Here is a 17426-nt window from a genome sequence, read left to right as displayed (position 1 = left end):
ATGGATGAGCCGAAGAAAAAGCCGCCGCTTGCCGGCATCCGCGTTCTCGAGCTGGCCCGCGTGCTGGCAGGGCCCTGGGCCGGCCAGATGCTGGCCGATATGGGTGCCGATGTGGTCAAGGTCGAAAACCCTAACGGCGGCGACGATACCCGCGCCTGGGGGCCTCCCTTCGTCGAAAGCGTCGACGGCGAAAACCTCTCTGCCGCCTATTACCATTCGACCAACCGGGGAAAGCGGTCGATCGCGATCGATCTCAAGACCGAAGAAGGCCAGGACATCGTCCGCCGCCTCGCCGCGCAGTCGGACGTCCTGATCGAGAACTTCAAGGTCGGCGGCCTCAACAAATACGGGCTCGACTACGAGAGCCTGAAGGCGATCAATCCGAAGCTGGTCTATTGCTCGATTACCGGTTTCGGCCAGGACGGGCCCTATGCGAGCCTTGCCGGATACGACTATATCGTCCAGGGCATGTCGGGCTTCATGTCGATCACGGGCGAACCGGACGGCCAGCCGATGAAATCGGGCGTCGCCATCGCCGACATCTTCACCGGCATCTATTCCGTCACCGCCATCCAGAGCGCGCTCATCCACGTCATGAAGACAGGCGAAGGCCAGCATATCGACATGGCGCTGCTCGATGTCATGTCGGCGGTGCTTGCCAACCAGAACATGAACTACCTGATATCAGGCATCTCGCCGGTCCGCCTCGGAAACGCCCATCCGAACATCTCTCCTTACGAGGTGATCAACGTGCAGGACGGCTACATCATTCTCGCCGTTGGAAATGACGGCCAGTTCCGCCGTTTCTGCCGAATTCTCGGCATCGAGCATGTGGCAGACGACGAGCGGTTTTCCACCAACAAGGCGCGCGTCGCGCACCGGATCGAGGTCCGCAGTCTCCTGATCGCCGAGACGATCAAGTGGACCAAGGCCGAGCTCCTCTCCGCCTGCGGCGACAATGCCGTGCCGGTCGGACCGATCAATTCGATCGGTGAAATGTTCGAGGATCCCCAGGTCAAGGCGCGCGGTCTGCGTGTGGATCTCGAGGCAGCCGACGGCACTGTCATCCCCGGCGTCCGCAGCCCGATCGTGCTATCGGAGACGCCTCTTGCCTATTACCGGCCAAGCCCGAACGTGGGCGAGCATACGGCCGAAATTCTTGCCGAACTGAACATGATCGAGAAGGAACGCAATCGATGAAGACGGGTGGAGAACTGATCGTCGAGGCACTGAAGGCAAACGGGGTCAGCAGAGTGTCCTGCGTTCCGGGCGAGAGCTATCTTGCCGTGCTCGACGCGCTCTATGAAAGCGGTATCGAGGTTCTCGTCTGCCGCCAGGAAGGCGGCGCGGCGATGATGGCCGATAGTTGGGGTCGTCTGACCGGCGAACCCGGCATCTGCATGGTCACCCGCGGCCCCGGCGCCACCAACGCGTCGGCCGGTCTACACATCGCCAAGCAGGATTCGATCCCGATGATCCTGTTCATCGGCCAGATCGGCCGCGACATGAAGGAACGCGAAGCCTTCCAGGAAGTCGAGTATCGGCGCGCCTTTACCGAGTTCGCCAAATGGGTCGGTGAGATCGACGATGCCCGCCGCATTCCGGAATTCGTCACCCGCGCCTTTGCCGTCGCCACCTCCGGTCGCCCCGGCCCGGTCGTGCTGACACTGCCCGAGGACATGCTGACGGAAGCGGTCGAGGCGGCTCAGGCCCGCCCCTACACGCCCGTCGAAAGCCATCCCGGCAAGAGCCAGATCGCGACCTTCGACGAGATGCTGCGCAATGCAAGGCGGCCGATGGTGATCCTCGGCGGCACCCGCTGGGATGAGAAGACGGTCTCGGACTTCCAGGATTTCGCCAGCCGCTTCAAACTGCCGGTCGGCTGCTCCTTCCGTCGCCAGATGCTGTTTGATCACCTCCACCCATCCTATGCCGGCGATGTCGGCATAGGCATCAACCCGGCGCTTGCGCATGAAATCAAGGATAGCGATCTGCTGATCCTCATCGGCGCCCGGATGTCGGAAATGCCGTCCTCCTCCTACACCCTGCTCGACATTCCCTACCCCAAGCAGACCCTGGTCCATGTCTACCCGGATCCGGAAGAGCTTGGGCGGATGTACCGCCCGGATCTGGCGATCTGCGCGGCACCGGCGGAATTCGTCGCAGCCATCAAGGATCTTCAACCGCCGGCGCTGCCGCTCTGGACCGAGCGCAAATCGTCGATGCATGATTCCTATCTGAAGTGGTCGACGCCCCCGAAAAGCGGACCCGGCGACGTACACATGGGACCGATCATGGCCTGGATCGAGGAAAACGTTCCGACCGACGCCGTTTTCACCAATGGCGCCGGCAACTACGCCACCTGGGTGCACCGCTACCACCGGTTCCGGAAATACAACACGCAGTCCGCACCGACATCAGGATCGATGGGCTACGGCCTTCCGGCAGCAGTCGCGGCCAAGCAGCTGTTTCCGGATCGCGAAGTCGTCTGCTTTGCGGGCGACGGCTGCTTCATGATGCACGGCCAGGAATTTATCACCGCCATCCGCTACGGATTGCCGATCATCACCGTCCTCGTCAACAACGGCATCTACGGCACGATCCGCATGCATCAGGAACGGGAATATCCCGGCCGAGTCTCGGCGACCGATCTCGTCAATCCGGATTTCGTCGCCTATGCGCAAGCCTTCGGCGGGCATGGCGAACTGGTCGAGAAGACGGAGGATTTCGGTCCGGCTTACCTGCGTGCCCGCGAAAGCGGAAAGCCGGCCATCATTGAAGTCAGGCTCGATCCGGAAGCGATCACACCGGCAAAAACGCTGACCCAGATCCGCAACAGGAACTGAAACGGCGGCATCTGAGCAGTCGACGGGTGGAACATTTCGCCGGCCATGCCGTTGATGGCGCATGGCAAATGACACAAAACGCAAAGCACTGGGCGGCATGACGACCTTCGTCGCCGTCATCTTTTTTATCGGTCTCGCACTCGCGGCTTACTACTTCATCGGCATGACGCCGGGCGAGCCGTGATCCCAAGGGATCGTCGATACAAAAAGGGGGCCGGTTTTCACCGGCCCCCTTTTCATGTCAGTATGAACCGGCCGATCAGATCGCTGCGGTAACGATGAATTCGACCTTGTACTTCGGCGCAGCAAGCTTGGCTTCGCTGGTAGCGCGGGCCGGTGTATTGGCCGGGTCGACCCATGCTTCCCAGGCTGCGTTCATTTCGGCGAAATCAGCAATGTCGGAGAGATAGATCAGGGTCTGCAGGATCTTCGACTTGTCGGAACCGACAGCAGCCAGCAGACGATCGACTTCGGCAAGCGCGTCCTTGCACTGGTCGGTGACGCTGTCGCCTTCGCCAACCTGGCCGGCCAGATAGACGGTGTTGCCATGGACGACGGCGCCGCTCATGCGGGCGCCGGGCTCGATACGCTGAATGCTCATAAAATGCTCCTGAATGCTGAGCTTCGGAAATGCAGGGCGTGGCATACCGCGCCCTTGCGTGGAAAAGCTTTCGAACCGATCAGCCGCGCAGGCGCAGGCTCTGTTCGTAGATCGCCGTGGAGCGTGCGCCCGAGCGGCAATAGCCAAGCAGCGGCTTGGGAAAATCTTCGAGCACGTCGACCATCTCGGTCACGCCTTCCGGTGTCAGGCCCATGCGGCCGACCGGGATATGGCGGATGTCGAGACCGAGCTCGTTGGCGCGTGCCTCGATCGCGGCGAAATCCGGCTGGCCGGGCTCTTCCTCGTCGGGGCGGTTGCAGACGATGGACTTGAAGCCGAGCGCCTTGATCTGGTCGAGGTCTTCGACCGTGATCTGGCCTGAGACCGAGTATTCGTCGTTGATCTCGCGGATATCCATGGCAGAGCCTCCATTCTCGATAGGGGGCAAGCTTTACGATGCACCCCGGGGAGCGTCAATCGCCAAGCGGCCTTTTACGCAAACACGAAGCGCAGGCCGTAGTCGACGCTTTCGCCGGGTTGAAGCCATTTCAGCTCGCCTGACGCCTCTAGTTCGCTGCGGCTCGCCTGCCGATGCGAGACCGGCTCTATCCCCAGCACATGCGCTGGCGCCTTCTGGTTGCGCCACATCTGCAGGTACGGAAGAGTGTCGGTCCTGAAGCGCACCTTGAGCGTCAGACCACCAAGCGCCGCGATCGGTCCCAATGCCACTTCCGCCCACCGATCGCCCTGCCCTGCGGCCGGAACACAAAATACGCTCCCCGGGTCGGGCCCGAAATTCCACGGCATCTCTTTTTGCTCGAACATTGCGCTCGAAAGACGAACGTTGTCATCGAGCAGACATGCTCCGATATTCATATGGTACATATGCACCCGGGCGATGGCTTTCGTGCCGGTATTCGTCACCCTGTCGGACAGGCAGACTTCACCCGTTGCGCCATCAATCCGCCAGTGGCGCTCCAGAAGCACCGATCCGCCCTCGGCGGTTAGAACCGCGATGCGCGCCCGGCATTCGGCATCCTCCTGCATATCCCAGAATACGATCTCGGCCGGGTGCGACGAGTAGGAGCCGTGCAGCGGAAATCTCGCGCCGTCTGCGCGACCCGGAATGGCTTCGGGGTGGCGGATGTGGTCGGGACCACAGGTGAACAGAAACCCTTCCAGCGAATGATCGATTCGCGGATCGCCGTCGTCAGGAATGGCCCGACCTGGCGCAATGTCGATACCGCCGACGAAACACGCGCCGATATCCAGCACAGACGCCTCGTCCAGGTTGAGCTTCGGCCCGTTTCCTGCTGAAAACGCTTTCATAAAACCTCCCTCACGGCTACTCTCGCCGGATCGTGATCGAATTTAACCAACGGTTCATAACGAATTCACTTTTCTCACGATAAAGTCGAAATTACCTTGTCTATGGCACCAGATACGAGAGCCGGGAACCATGTGCGCGGTTTCCCGCTTAACGTAGACGGAATAATTTCTTTCGGTGGAAACGTGAAGCGTCTCATTCTCGCAAGTATCAGCCTTATGGCAATTTCAGCAGCCTTTGGGCCCGTGTCGGCGCAGGCCCAGAGCGGATATCTGTATCCGCAGGAGCAGACGACCCTTGTCGCACCTGACGGCGCCATTCTCGACTACAGGCCGGATCCGCGCGACGTCGTGATCAGCCGCGACGGCATGGGCCGTCGTGTCTATCTCGATCGCCGCGGAAACATTGTCGCGACCGAAACGCGCCAGGATGCTTACCGTCCGCAGCAGGCGGAATATCCGCCGGCACCTCGTGGCTACAGAAACCAGCGCGACACGGTCTATCAGCCGCAGGATCAGTATCCGCAAAACCAGGGCGGCTATCAGGATTACCGCCAGTATCGTCAGGGCGAAGAGCCGGGCGCCGTGACCGGGTCGATTTCACGGCCGGGTTCGATCACGCGCGAGCCGCTGGACAGCGATGTCCTCCCCGGTATCGACGAGAACTATTCCGAGCCTCAGGAAGCCTCGATCGACCCGAATGCGGGTTCTGAACTTCCGCCACCGCAGCACGATGCCAAGCCGATCATCACGGTCACCAAGAAGCCGCAGGCCGAGATCGCCGCTCTCCAGGTATTCCTCGACCGCGAAGGCATCTCCCCCGGCGTGATTGACGGGCATCTCGGCGACAACGTCAACAAGGCGGTCGCCGCCTGGCAGGAAATGACGGGCGAGACGCTCGATCCGAACAATTCCGAAGACATCATGCAGCGCCTGACCTATTCGGGCGGCTTGCCGATCATCGACTACACGATCACGGCTGCGGACGCTGCGGGCCCGTACGTTGCGTCCATCCCGGAAGACTACGCCCACAAGGCCGCACTTCCGGCGATGTCCTATATGTCCGTGACGGAAAAGCTCGCCGAGCAGTTCCACATGGACGAGAACTACCTGAAGTCGCTCAACCCGAATGTCGACTTCACCATTCCCGGCATGACGATCAAGGTGATCAACCCCGGCACGCCGAAGACCGGACAGGTGACGCGGATCGTTGCCGATAAGTATCGCAAGCAGGTCTTCGCCTACGGTGAAGACGGTGTGCTGATTTCGGCTTATCCGGCCACGATCGGTTCGAGCGATACGCCATCGCCGTCGGGCAACCATACGGTCCAGCGCATCGCGCTCGATCCGGGCTACACCTACAATCCGAAGATCAACTTCACACAGGGCAACAACACTCAGATCTTGCAGATCCCTCCGGGTCCGAACGGCCCGGTGGGCACGGTCTGGATCGCCTTGTCGAAACCCACCTACGGCATTCACGGCACGCCGGAGCCTTCCAAGATCGGCAAGACCAACAGCCACGGCTGCGTGCGCCTCACCAATTGGGATGCGACGGAACTTGCCAAGATGGTCAAGCCCGGCACGACCGTCGAATTCCTCGAGTAGGTTTTGCCAGACTTAACAACGCAAAAAGCCTCTCCGGCAAACCGGAGAGGCTTTTTTTATGGCTACGTTGAATTGGCTTCAGGCGGCGTTTCGGCGAAACGGAAACAGTTTCGATCCCATCGAGCGCACGACGCGGACCGGCATCATGCGCATCACTTCCTGAGCGAAACTGCGCGCATTGTCTTTTGCCTTGTCGACATTGCTGACCTTTGTCGCGTCGAGCGTGTGCAGGGTTCCGCCGGTCTCGAACAATTCCTTGAACGCGACTCGTTCGCCGATCGACGTCTCCAGCACATTGACGCCCTTGGCCGCCAGCAACCCCTTGATCGCCAGCATGGCTCGCGTCGTTACCATCGAGGTGACACGGGTAAGGACGACGGAATGCGGAATGTCGAGCTTGGCCTTGTCCTTCATCTGCGCGAGCAGATCGAGAATCTGTGCTGCGCCCTTCGCATCCATCGCCGAGCCCTGGACCGGAATGATGACGTGGTTGGAAAGCCCGATTGCAGTGGTTACCAGCGCGTCTCGCGCGCCGGCAAGATCGATGATGAAGTAGTCGGTCGAAGATGCCATCTCGCGCAGGTGGCATGGAAGCGACGCCGTCGTGACTTCTGAGATCACCGAGAGGTTGGGCACGGGGCCGGAGATCTCGCACCACTGGCTGATCCACTTCTGCGGATCGGCATCGATGATCGTGATGCGAAATCCCTGGTGGGCGAGTTCCGTGGCAAGCAGCAGGGCTGCAGTCGTCTTGCCGGCACCGCCCTTGGCATTGGCAAATGAAATTACGGGCATTCTCGGTCCTTGATGAAATAGAGCCGCATCGCTCACCACCACGCCGCTTCATGCGCAGTTAACGTATTCTTCATGAACTTGGTTAACGAGACGTAAATTAAGGGTTAACGCATATTGCCTGTCACATTTCAGCATGCCGACCTAAAAAGGCTGAGAATGCAAATGTGGCCCGCGAAGCGATCGCGGGCCACATGTTGATCACGGATGTCTGGGGATCAGACCAGCGCTGCCGCCTGCTTGTGCTCCATCGCGAACTCTTCTTCCGGCGAAAGGATCAGACGATGGCGGCCAACAAGCGCGAAATAGGCGATCGCGACAGCAAACCAGATCACCACCCAGACGACGCCCTTGAAGAAGTTGGGATCCTGAACCTGATAGAGAAGCGTCACCACGGCGATGACGATCGTCAGGACGGCACCCGGGATGCCCAGTGGAGACCGGAACGGCCGCTCGATATTGGGCAGTTTCTTGCGCAGGATGATGAACGAGATCGCCTGCATGATGTAGGAGAACATCGCGCCGAACACCGCCATGTTGAGCAACACGCTGCCGATGGCGCTGCCACCTGCTTCTGCACCGAGCGAAAACCAGATGACCAGCATCACGGCAAGACCGACCAGCGCTCCAGCCAGCATCGCAACGTAGGGCGTCTTGTAGGTCGGATGCGTGACCGAGAGCGCCGTCGGGAAATAGCCGGCCCTCGAGAGCGAGTAGATCTGGCGACCCTGTGCATAGAGGATCGTATGGAAGCTGGCGATCAGACCCGTCAGCGCCACCAGACCGAGGATAACGACGCCTCCGTCGCCATAAACGGACTTGAACCCGTCGAGAAGCGGCTCCAGCGCCGTACTCAGATGAAAGGCGCCGACACCCGGCAGAGAGGGATTGAGGAGCACAATCATGAAGGCCGACAGCATCAGCGTCATCATGCCGAGGATGATGCCCTTCGGCATGTCACGCTTCGGATCGACCGATTCTTCTGCCGCCAGCGGCAACTGTTCGATGGCAAGGAACAGCCAGACCGCAAAGGGAAGCGTTGCAAGCACGCCTGTGATCCCGAACGGGAACCAGTCGCCATTGCCTTCAGGCAGTTCGATCGCTGCACCATCAGGTCCGACGCCGATGTTCAGCGCCCAGCGGGAAAAGTCCATGTTGGGGATGGCGCTGACCCAGAAGAACACCAGCACCGCCAGCGAAACGATCGTGATGACCAGCGTCACCTTGAACGACAGTTCGAGGCCGAACACGTTGAGCGCTAGGAAGATGATGTAGAACAGGATCCACAGGATCGGCGAGTAGACGGGATCGAGGCCGAGGATCGAATTCACATAGGCCGTAATGAAGGTAACGATGACGGCGGGCGTGAGCACGTATTCGACGTTCTCGCAGAGCCCTGTAATGAAGCCGCCCCAGGGTCCCATCGCCGTTCGCGCAAAGGAATAGGCAGCACCCGTGTGCGGCAGCGCCGGGCTCATCTCGGCGATCGAGAACGTCAGGCCGAGATACATGACGGCGATGATGATGCCGGCAACCAGCATCCCTCCCCATCCGCCGGTCGCGAAACCGAAATTCCAGCCCGAGAAATGCCCTGAGATAACGGCGCCGACGCCGAGCGCCCAAAGCGACCAGACCCCTGCATAGCGCGAAAGCCCGCGCTTTTCGAAATAGGCAGCATCCGCCTTCTTGTAGCTGACGCCCGCTGATGAACTTTCCATGCCTTCTCTCCTGATCAAAGAAATAGGCAGCGAGGCCGTCCGGCCCGCCGTCCCCGTCCATTCGGATCCGCCCGCTTTTGTCGGTGTCGGTATCCCGCAGCTCTGGCTGTTCCCCTGGTCTCTCAGTAAACCGGCTGGAGAGTTCCCACACCGGCCCGTCGAAAGCCTGCCTCGACCGTAGGCGGCTTCGTTTCGAATAAACTCGTTCATAGTCTAGGTCGTGAAGTCAGTGCCGGACGCGATGACTGTCCTTTGATCCCGCCGACATCGGTCTTGAAGCGATTTCGTGAAGTATGAACACGCATTAACCACGACGAGAATTCTTCACTTCCGCCGCGTCGTCAACGGTAATCTCAAATCTCCTCCATAGGCCCCGTTGACTCGGTCCTGGAAACGAATGTTAATCCTGTCACAAACCGGCGCAGACCGGAGGGAACGGCTTTCGTATGACCGGCAGGATTGACCAGTGATGACAGGGCAAACACGATTGCCGTGTCCGAGCGCAGTTCCCTCCGGACAAACGGATTCAATTGGTGAGGGATATCTTCTAAATTCCTGAAATACAGGCCTGATTTCTAGCATGCGCTTGGAATGCGCGCTGTCACATACGATACACACAATGGCTCTACGAGTCGCGCCGAGACGCTCAACCCCAGGAGGACACCCGTGCTCAAGAACGCCCATCGTCTGCTGTCTCTGACGACAGCAGTCCTCATCGCTTCCACCAGCCTTGCAGCAGCCGAGCCGAGCGCGGAACTGATCGCCGCCGCCAAGAAGGAAGGCGCGCTGACCACCATCGCCCTGCCCCACAGCTGGTGCGGCTACGGCGACGTGATCGCCGGCTTCAAGGCAAAGTACGGAATCGAAGTCAACGAACTGAACCCGGACGCGAGCTCGGGCGACGAAATCGAAGCCATCAAGGCCAACAAGGGCAACAAGGGCCCGCAGGCTCCTGACGTGATCGACGTTGGTCTGTCCTTCGGCCCGTCCGCCAAGGCCGAAGGCCTGATCCAGCCTTACAAGGTTTCCACCTGGGACTCGATCCCGGCTGAAGCCAAGGATGCTGAAGGCTACTGGTACGGCGACTATTACGGCGTTCTCGCCTTCATGGTGAACAAGGATCTCGTCAAGGAATCGCCGAAGGACTGGAAGGATCTTCTGAAGTCCGACTACGCGAACGCCGTCGCACTCGCCGGCGACCCGCGCTCTGCAAACCAGGCTGTCCAGGGCGTCTATGCTGCCGGTCTCTCCGCCGCTAAGGGCGATGCCGCCAAGGCTGGCGAAGAAGGCCTGAAGTTCTTCGCAGAACTCAACAAGGCCGGCAACTTCGTTCCGGTCATCGGCAAGGCTGCCCCGTTCGCACAGGGCTCCACCCCGATCATCATCGCCTGGGACTACAACGCTCTGTCCTGGGGCGAAAGCCTGAAGGGCAACCCGCCTTATGAAGTCGTCGTTCCGCAGTCGGGCGTCGTTGCCGGCGTCTATGTGCAGGCGATCTCCGCTTTCGCACCGCATCCGAACGCTGCCAAGCTGTGGATGGAATACCTCTATTCCGACGAAGGTCAGCTCGGTTGGCTGAAGGGCTATTGCCACCCGATCCGTTTCAACGATCTTGCCAAGAACAACAAGATCCCGAAGGCACTGCTCGACGCCCTGCCGCCGGCCGCGTCCTATGAAAAGGCCGTATTCCCGACACTCGAAGAGCAGGCTGCCGGCAAGACCGCGATCACCACGAAGTGGGATTCCGTGGTCGGCGCCAACGTCAAGTAATCAAGCCTAGACGGCCTTCCCGCTCCGCTTTTATGGGCGCGGGGAGGCCTTTTTCCTCCTCTGACAGAAACACCGGATTCATGTCCACCGCATCATCGTCCTTCATCGACCGCCGTACCGTCGTCGATTGGCTCGGCGTCGCGCCGTTCATGATCTTCGCGTTGATGTTTCTGATCATCCCGACCTTCTATCTTGTCGTCGGCGCCTTCTTCACGCCCGAGGGAACACTCACCTTCAAGAATATCGCGGACCTGTTCACGCCGACGATCCTTTCGGCCTACTGGATCTCGATCAAGGTCTCCTTCGCATCGTCGCTCGGTGGCGCGATCATCGGCTTTGCACTTGCCTGGGCGATCGTTCTCGGCGGCCTGCCGTCCTGGATCCGCTCCAGCCTCCTGACTTTCTCCGGCGTCGCCTCGAATTTTGCCGGCGTGCCCCTCGCCTTCGCCTTTATCGCCACGCTTGGCCGCACCGGCCTCGTGACCGTCTTCATGCGCGACTGGTTCGGCTTCAACCTCTATTCGACAGGCTTCAATCTCCTGTCCTTCGTCGGTCTCACCCTCACCTACATGTTCTTCCAGATCCCGCTGATGGTGCTGATCCTGACGCCGGCGCTCGACGGATTGAAGAAGGAGTGGCGTGAAGCGTCCGAAATCCTTGGCGCCTCCACCTGGCAATACTGGCGCATGGTGGCGATGCCGATCCTGTGGCCGAGCCTTCTCGGCACCAGCCTGCTTCTCTTCGCCAACGCCTTCGGCGCGATCGCGACGGCCTATGCGCTGACCGGCTCCTCGCTCAATATCGTGCCGATCCTGCTCTATGCGCAGATCCGCGGCGACGTTCTGCACAATCCGAACCTCGGCTATGCGCTGGCACTCGGCATGATCGTCATCACCGGCGTGTCCAACGTCTTGTACATCTGGCTGCGCATGCGCGCCGAACGCTGGCAGAAGTGAGGATGCGCGAGATGAGGATGACAAAGTTCTTCGCCTGGCTCGCCATCGCCATCGGCGTGATCTATTTCTTCGTGCCGCTGCTCGGCACGTTCGAATTCTCGCTGCGCATGCGGCGTGGCGAATACTCGTTCGATGCCTATGACTCGGTCTTCTCGGATGCCGCCTTCCGGGCAACCTTCGGCTTCTCCATGCTGATGGCGCTGCTCACCATCATCTTCGGCATGCTGCTGATCGTGCCGACGGCCTACTGGGTTAGGCTCCGCGTCCCGCAGATGCGTCCGGTGATGGAGTTCATCACGTTGATGCCGCTGGTCATCCCGGCGATCGTCATCGTCTTTGGCTATCTTCGGCTCTACAATTCGTCGTCCTACATCCCCTTCACCGGCTCGACCTTCGGCACCAACGTGCTTCTCGTCATGTCCTACATCACCTTGTCGCTGCCCTACATGTATCGCTCGGTCGACACGGCGATGCGCACCATCGACGTTCGAACCCTCACGGAAGCGGCGGAAATCCTTGGCGCCAAATGGCCGACGATCCTGTTTCGCTGCATCTTCCCGAACGTGATGTCGGGCGTGCTGTCGGGCGCCTTCATCACCTTCGCGATCGTGATGGGCGAGTTCACCATGGCCGCCCTCCTCAACCGACCCGCATTCGGTCCCTATCTCCAGCTCGTGGGCGCCAATAAGGCCTATGAGCCTTCGGCGCTCGCCGTGATCGCCTTTGCAATCACCTGGCTTTCGATGGGCCTGCTCCAGCTCGTTTCCCGTTTCAGCAAGATGGCACCCTCCCGGGCTTAGGGACTGCGCCTCAAGGATTTTCACCTCATGTCGTTTCTCGTTCTCGACGGTATCAAGAAAAGCTTCGGCCAGACGCAGGTCGTCAAGGACTTCCATATGGCGATCGAGAAAGGGGAATTTGTCTCCTTTCTCGGACCGTCCGGTTGCGGCAAGACCACGGTTCTGAGGATGATCGCCGGGTTCGAGAACCCGAGCGACGGCACGATCTTCATCAACGGCCGCAACCAGTTGGGCCTGAAAACCAGCCAGCGCAATATCGGCATGGTGTTCCAGGCCTATGCCCTGTTTCCCAACATGAGCGTGTTCGACAACGTCGCCTTCGGCCTCAAGGTCGCTGGCATGTCGAAGGCGGATATCGACGCCCGCGTGAAGGAAATGCTGAAGCTGATCGGCCTCGAACATTTGGCCGACCGCTACCCGTACCAGATGTCCGGCGGCCAGCAGCAGCGCGTCGCGCTCGCCCGGGCGCTCGCCCCGAAACCGCAGGTCCTGCTGCTGGATGAACCGCTGTCGGCGCTCGACGCAAAGATCCGCGTATCCTTGCGTGAGGAAATCCGCCAGATCCAGAGGAAGCTCGGCATCACCACCGTATTCGTCACCCACGATCAGGAAGAGGCTCTCTCCATCTCGGATCGGATCGTCGTCATGAACGCCGGTCGCGCCGACCAGATCGGTACGCCGTCGGAGATCTACAACCGCCCGGCCACCCGTTTCGTCGCCTCGTTTGTCGGCACGCTCAACATCATCGATGCGATCGTCGTAGATCCGGCCGCCAACACCATCCGTATCGGCGACAACATCATCACGCTGCGCGAACCAATCGGCGCGTTTGCACAAGGCGACACCGTATCGATCGCGCTGCGTCCGGAAGCTGGTTCGCTTTCCGAGAGCGCCACGGGCGATACGGCTTTGACCGGCACCGTTGTCTCGACGCATTTCCTTGGCTCCGTCGTGCGCACCAAGGTCACGGTCGGCGGCAACCAGATATCCTTCGACATGTTCAACGCGCCGGACAAGGTGCTGCCGCAGCCAGGCGAAACAGTGACCCTGCGTTTCGCCGCAAGCGACCTGCTGGTGGTCAAGGAATAGGCGCAGCGCGCCGCGAGTGGCGAATGCTTGATCGCTAACAAGACCGCAATATCAAACGGAAGAAGCCGGCAAGTGATTCAACTTGCCGGCTTCTTGATTCAATCTGTGAACATGGCGTCAGACCGCCTATGCGGCGTCTTCCACCGCCGCCACATTGGTCGGGATATAGTTGAGCACCGGCCCGAGCCAGCGCTCGACTTCCTCGATCGCCATGCCCTTGCGGGATGCATAATCCTCGACCTGGTCCCGCTCCACCTTGGCAACGCCGAAATAGTAGCTGGCGGGATGGCCGATATAGAAGCCCGAGACGGATGATCCCGGCCACATCGCGTAGCTTTCGGTCAGCGTCACGCCTGTCGCCTTGGTGGCGTCGAGCAGCCTGAACAGCGTTTCCTTTTCCGTATGATCGGGTTGCGCTGGATAGCCGGGTGCCGGACGAATGCCGGCATACTGCTCGTGGATCAACTCGTCGCTCGTGAGCGTCTCATCCGGCGCATAGCCCCAGTACTCCTGACGCACGCGCTGGTGCATGCGTTCGGCAAACGCTTCCGCAAACCGGTCGGCGAGCGCCTTGACTAGGATCGACGAATAATCGTCGTTGGCCCGCTCGAACCGTTCGGCGATCGCCACTTCCTCTATACCGGCCGTGACCACGAAGCCGCCGACATAATCGGCCTTGCCGCTCGAAACCGGTGCGACGAAATCCGACAGCGCCACATTCGGCCGGCCGTCACGCTTGGACAGCTGCTGGCGCAGCGTGAACAAGGTCTCGAGTTCCGTGCTGCGGGTCTCGTCGGTAAACAGCTTGATGTCGTCGCCGACAGCGTTGGCCGGCCAGAAGCCGATCACGGCCTGCGGCCGGAACCACTTCTCCGCAATGATTTTTTGAAGCATCGCCTGCGCATCCGCAAACAGATGCCGCGCGGCCTCGCCCTGCTTCTCGTCTTCGAGAATGGCCGGATAGCGACCCTTCAATTCCCATGTCTGGAAGAACGGCGTCCAGTCGATATAGGTCGCAAGCTCCGCCAGATCGTAGCCTTCGAACACTTTCGTGCCGAAGAACTGTGGCTTCTTGGGCTCGTAGGATGTCCAGTCGACCGTCTCTGCATTGGCGCGGGCACGCTCGATCGGCAGCCGCTTCTTGTCCGCTTCAGAACGGGCATGCGCAGCTGCAACCTTGGCATATTCGCCGCGGATCGTCTCGACATAGCCATCCTTCGCATCCGGCGACAGCAGCGCCGAGACGACGCCGACGGCGCGCGAGGCGTCCGTGACATAGACGGCCTGGCCCCGCTCATAGCGGGGATGGATCTTTACGGCCGTGTGCACCCGGCTGGTGGTCGCGCCGCCGATCAGCAGCGGCACGTTAAAGCCCTGCCGCTCCATTTCGGCTGCCACATGCACCATTTCGTCGAGCGACGGCGTGATCAGGCCCGACAGACCGATGATATCGACCTGTTCGGCAATTGCCGTTTCGAGAATCTTCGTCGCCGGCACCATCACGCCGAGATCGACGATCTCGTAATTGTTGCAGGCGAGCACGACACCGACGATGTTCTTGCCGATATCGTGAACGTCGCCCTTGACGGTCGCCATCAGGATCTTGCCGGCGGTCTTGCGCTGGTCGCCGCCGTTGAGGCGCTTTTCCTCTTCCATGTAGGGAAGCAGCACCGCAACCGCCTGCTTCATAACGCGCGCGGACTTCACCACCTGCGGCAGGAACATCTTGCCCGAACCGAACAGATCGCCGACGACATTCATGCCGGCCATCAGCGGCCCCTCGATGACGTGGAGCGGACGCGCGGCTTGCAGCCGTGCCTCTTCTGTATCGGCGTCGATGAATTCGGTAATGCCGTTGACCAGCGCATGCGACAGCCGCTCTTCGACCGAGCGCTCGCGCCAGGCCAGATCCTGGACCCTTGCTTCCTTGCCGGGGCCGCCACGATATTTTTCGGCCACTTCCAGAAGCCGCTCAGTCCCGTCGGCGCGGCGGTTCAGCACCACATCCTCGCAGGCCTCGCGCAGTTCCGGATCGATGTTCTCGTAGATCGCCAGCTGGCCGGCATTGACGATGCCCATGTCCATGCCCGCCTGGATGGCGTGGTACAGGAACACAGCATGCATCGCCTCGCGCACCGGCTCGTTGCCGCGGAACGAGAAGGAAAGGTTCGAAACGCCGCCGGAAATATGCACAAGCGGCATGCGCTCGCGGATCGTCCGCGTCGCCTCGATGAAATCGACGCCGTAATTGTTGTGTTCCTCGATCCCGGTCGCCACCGCAAACACGTTCGGATCGAAGATGATATCCTCGGGCGGAAAGCCTGCCTGCTCGGTCAGGATCTTGTAGGCGCGGCTGCAGATCTCGACCTTGCGGTCATAGGTATCCGCCTGCCCCGTCTCGTCGAACGCCATGACCACGACAGCTGCGCCGTAATTGCGGATCAGCTTGGCCTGCGCCAGGAACTTTTCCTCGCCTTCCTTGAGCGAGATCGAGTTGACGATCGGCTTGCCCTGAACGCATTTCAGTCCGCCTTCGATGATCTCGAACTTCGAGCTGTCGATCATGACGGGCACGCGAGCAATATCCGGCTCGGCGGCGATCAGGTTGAGAAACTCGATCATCGCCTGGCCCGAATCGATCAGGCCCTCGTCCATGTTGATGTCGATGACCTGCGCGCCGTTCTCGACCTGGTCGCGGGCAACGACCAGCGCTGCCGCATAATCGCCGGCAGTGATCAGCTTGCGGAATTTGGCCGAACCGGTGACGTTGGTGCGTTCGCCGACATTCACGAAGGGAATGTCCTTGGTCAGCGTGAAGGGCTCGAGGCCCGACAGCGACATGAACGGCGAGTGCTCCGGGATTTCGCGCGGCTTGTGCTTGGAGACGGCATCGGCAATTGCGCGAATATGCTCCGGCGTCGAGCCGCAGCAGCCGCCGACGACATTGACCAGACCTTCGCGGGCGAACTCCTCGACCTGCTTTGCCATCATCTCAGGCGTTTCGTCATACTGGCCAAACTCGTTGGGCAGGCCCGCATTCGGGTAGGCGCAGATGAACGTGTCGGAAACGCCCGACAATTCCTGCAGGTGCGGCCGCATCGCATCGGCCCCGAGTGCGCAGTTGAGGCCGATCGTGAACGGGTTCGAATGGCGCACCGAGTTCCAGAACGCAGACGGCGTCTGGCCGGACAGCGTGCGTCCGGAAAGGTCGGTGATCGTGCCCGAGATCATCACTGGCAGGCGAATGCCCTTGGCCTCGAATCGCTCCTCGCAGGCAAAGATCGCGGCCTTGGCGTTGAGCGTGTCGAAGATCGTTTCGATCAGGATGATGTCGGCACCGCCATCGATCAAACCATCGATCTGCTCGCCATAGGCAATCCGCAGGTCGTCGAACGAAACGGCACGGTAGCCTGGATTGTTGACATCGGGGGAAATCGAGGCCGTCCGGTTGGTCGGGCCGATGGCGCCGGCCACGAAACGGCGGCGGCCGTCTTCCTTTTCGGCGCGGATCGCGGCCCGGCGGGCAAGGCGTGCCCCGTCGCGGTTGAGATCGTAGACAGCGCCTTCCATCTCGTAATCCGCCTGGGCGATACGGGTGGAGGAAAACGTGTTGGTCTCGAGAATATCGGCGCCGGCCTTGGCGTAACGATAGTGGATATCCTCGATCGCCTGGGGCTGCGAGAGAATCAGAAGGTCGTTGTTGCCCTGCTGGTGACAGGCGCAACCGATGAAGCGTTCGCCACGAAAATGCTCTTCGTTGAAGCCGAGCCCCTGGATCTGGGTGCCCATGGCGCCATCTATCACGAGAATTCGTTCGCGTGCGGCCGCCTTTAGAGCTGCAAGGATTTCCGCACCGTCGCGGCGATCGCCTTCGGGACCGAAGAGTTCATCAAACAAGGGACACACTCCTGAACAGCATC

At 60.6% G+C, this 17426-nt stretch carries 14 protein-coding genes; 8 read left to right on the top strand and 6 right to left on the bottom strand.

The genetic code is table 11. From position 1 onward, the window contains the following. From BLW69_RS06070 to BLW69_RS23090, 3 genes are all read left to right on the top strand, one after another. A complete protein-coding gene (locus BLW69_RS06070) occupies positions 1–1200 on the top strand; it encodes a succinate--glutarate CoA-transferase (protein WP_162759457.1) in 1200 nt (399 codons plus the stop codon). Beyond that, positions 1197–2846 (top strand): thiamine pyrophosphate-binding protein, encoded by a 1650-nt coding sequence (locus tag BLW69_RS06065; protein ID WP_092660589.1) that lies wholly within the window; start codon positions 1197–1199, stop codon positions 2844–2846. The genes BLW69_RS06070 and BLW69_RS06065 overlap by 4 nt, the downstream gene beginning before the upstream one ends. A gap of 61 nt (positions 2847–2907) precedes the next feature. Next, positions 2908–3030, top strand: coding sequence for a hypothetical protein (locus tag BLW69_RS23090; RefSeq protein ID WP_256413794.1), 123 nt, complete (start codon positions 2908–2910; stop codon positions 3028–3030). Positions 3031–3105: 75 nt separating this feature from the next. Here BLW69_RS23090 and BLW69_RS06060 read toward each other — a convergent pair whose 3' ends face one another. From BLW69_RS06060 to BLW69_RS06050, 3 genes are all read right to left on the bottom strand, one after another. Next, positions 3106–3447: a RidA family protein gene (locus tag BLW69_RS06060; protein ID WP_062581144.1), complete on the bottom strand. Its 342-nt coding sequence runs from the start codon at positions 3445–3447 to the stop codon at positions 3106–3108. Between the two features lie 79 nt (positions 3448–3526). Further along, positions 3527–3865 (bottom strand): protein tyrosine phosphatase family protein, encoded by a 339-nt coding sequence (locus tag BLW69_RS06055; RefSeq protein ID WP_092660587.1) that lies wholly within the window; start codon positions 3863–3865, stop codon positions 3527–3529. Positions 3866–3939: 74 nt separating this feature from the next. Further along, a complete protein-coding gene (locus BLW69_RS06050) occupies positions 3940–4776 on the bottom strand; it encodes a DUF4432 family protein (protein WP_092660585.1) in 837 nt (278 codons plus the stop codon). Positions 4777–4959: 183 nt separating this feature from the next. On the opposite strand from BLW69_RS06050, the gene BLW69_RS06045 reads away from it, so the two are divergent. Beyond that, positions 4960–6381: a L,D-transpeptidase family protein gene (locus BLW69_RS06045; RefSeq protein WP_092660583.1), complete on the top strand. Its 1422-nt coding sequence runs from the start codon at positions 4960–4962 to the stop codon at positions 6379–6381. A 78-nt stretch (positions 6382–6459) separates the two neighbouring features. On the opposite strand, the gene BLW69_RS06040 is transcribed toward BLW69_RS06045, so the two are convergent. Both BLW69_RS06040 and BLW69_RS06035 read right to left on the bottom strand, forming a co-directional pair. After that, a complete protein-coding gene (locus BLW69_RS06040; RefSeq protein WP_062456077.1) occupies positions 6460–7176 on the bottom strand; it encodes a ParA family protein in 717 nt (238 codons plus the stop codon). A gap of 215 nt (positions 7177–7391) precedes the next feature. Then, complete coding sequence (locus BLW69_RS06035; RefSeq protein ID WP_062456074.1) at positions 7392–8891, bottom strand: amino acid permease; 1500 nt, start codon at positions 8889–8891, stop codon at positions 7392–7394. A 666-nt stretch (positions 8892–9557) separates the two neighbouring features. Here BLW69_RS06035 and BLW69_RS06030 point away from each other — a divergent pair. The 4 genes from BLW69_RS06030 to BLW69_RS06015 all read left to right on the top strand — a co-directional run bounded on the left by BLW69_RS06030 (position 9558) and on the right by BLW69_RS06015 (position 13506). After that, complete coding sequence (locus tag BLW69_RS06030; protein WP_062581155.1) at positions 9558–10661, top strand: ABC transporter substrate-binding protein; 1104 nt, start codon at positions 9558–9560, stop codon at positions 10659–10661. 80 nt (positions 10662–10741) lie between these two features. Further along, on the top strand, positions 10742–11617 hold the full coding sequence (locus tag BLW69_RS06025; protein ID WP_092660581.1) for an ABC transporter permease: 876 nt from the start codon (positions 10742–10744) through the stop codon (positions 11615–11617). Positions 11618–11628: 11 nt separating this feature from the next. Continuing rightward, positions 11629–12417, top strand: coding sequence for an ABC transporter permease (locus tag BLW69_RS06020; RefSeq protein WP_092661096.1), 789 nt, complete (start codon positions 11629–11631; stop codon positions 12415–12417). A 27-nt stretch (positions 12418–12444) separates the two neighbouring features. After that, entirely contained in the window at positions 12445–13506 is a 1062-nt protein-coding gene (locus tag BLW69_RS06015; RefSeq protein WP_092660580.1) for an ABC transporter ATP-binding protein, read from the top strand. A 126-nt stretch (positions 13507–13632) separates the two neighbouring features. On the opposite strand, the gene metH is transcribed toward BLW69_RS06015, so the two are convergent. After that, complete coding sequence (gene metH, locus BLW69_RS06010) at positions 13633–17403, bottom strand: methionine synthase (protein ID WP_092660578.1); 3771 nt, start codon at positions 17401–17403, stop codon at positions 13633–13635. Between the last annotated feature and the right edge of the window lie 23 nt (positions 17404–17426).

It is taken from the genome of Rhizobium sp. NFR12 (assembly GCF_900108545.1).
Taxonomy (GTDB): Bacteria; Pseudomonadota; Alphaproteobacteria; order Rhizobiales; family Rhizobiaceae; genus Neorhizobium; species Neorhizobium soli.
The sequence above is the reverse complement of the archived record's forward strand: the minus strand, read 5'-3'. Positions and strand labels throughout refer to the sequence as shown.

Bases quoted from the DNA above. Each gene is read 5' to 3' on its own strand.
- BLW69_RS06070 (WP_162759457.1), top strand. From the start codon at position 1: ATGGATGAGCCGAAGAAAAAGCCGCCGCTTGCCGGCATCCGCGTTCTC.
- BLW69_RS06065 (WP_092660589.1), top strand. From the start codon at position 1,197: ATGAAGACGGGTGGAGAACTGATCGTCGAGGCACTGAAGGCAAACGGG.
- BLW69_RS23090 (WP_256413794.1), top strand. From the start codon at position 2,908: ATGGCAAATGACACAAAACGCAAAGCACTGGGCGGCATGACGACCTTC.
- BLW69_RS06060 (WP_062581144.1), bottom strand. From the start codon at position 3,447: ATGAGCATTCAGCGTATCGAGCCCGGCGCCCGCATGAGCGGCGCCGTC.
- BLW69_RS06055 (WP_092660587.1), bottom strand. From the start codon at position 3,865: ATGGATATCCGCGAGATCAACGACGAATACTCGGTCTCAGGCCAGATC.
- BLW69_RS06050 (WP_092660585.1), bottom strand. From the start codon at position 4,776: ATGAAAGCGTTTTCAGCAGGAAACGGGCCGAAGCTCAACCTGGACGAG.
- BLW69_RS06040 (WP_062456077.1), bottom strand. From the start codon at position 7,176: ATGCCCGTAATTTCATTTGCCAATGCCAAGGGCGGTGCCGGCAAGACG.
- BLW69_RS06035 (WP_062456074.1), bottom strand. From the start codon at position 8,891: ATGGAAAGTTCATCAGCGGGCGTCAGCTACAAGAAGGCGGATGCTGCC.
- BLW69_RS06025 (WP_092660581.1), top strand. From the start codon at position 10,742: ATGTCCACCGCATCATCGTCCTTCATCGACCGCCGTACCGTCGTCGAT.
- BLW69_RS06020 (WP_092661096.1), top strand. From the start codon at position 11,629: ATGAGGATGACAAAGTTCTTCGCCTGGCTCGCCATCGCCATCGGCGTG.
- BLW69_RS06015 (WP_092660580.1), top strand. From the start codon at position 12,445: ATGTCGTTTCTCGTTCTCGACGGTATCAAGAAAAGCTTCGGCCAGACG.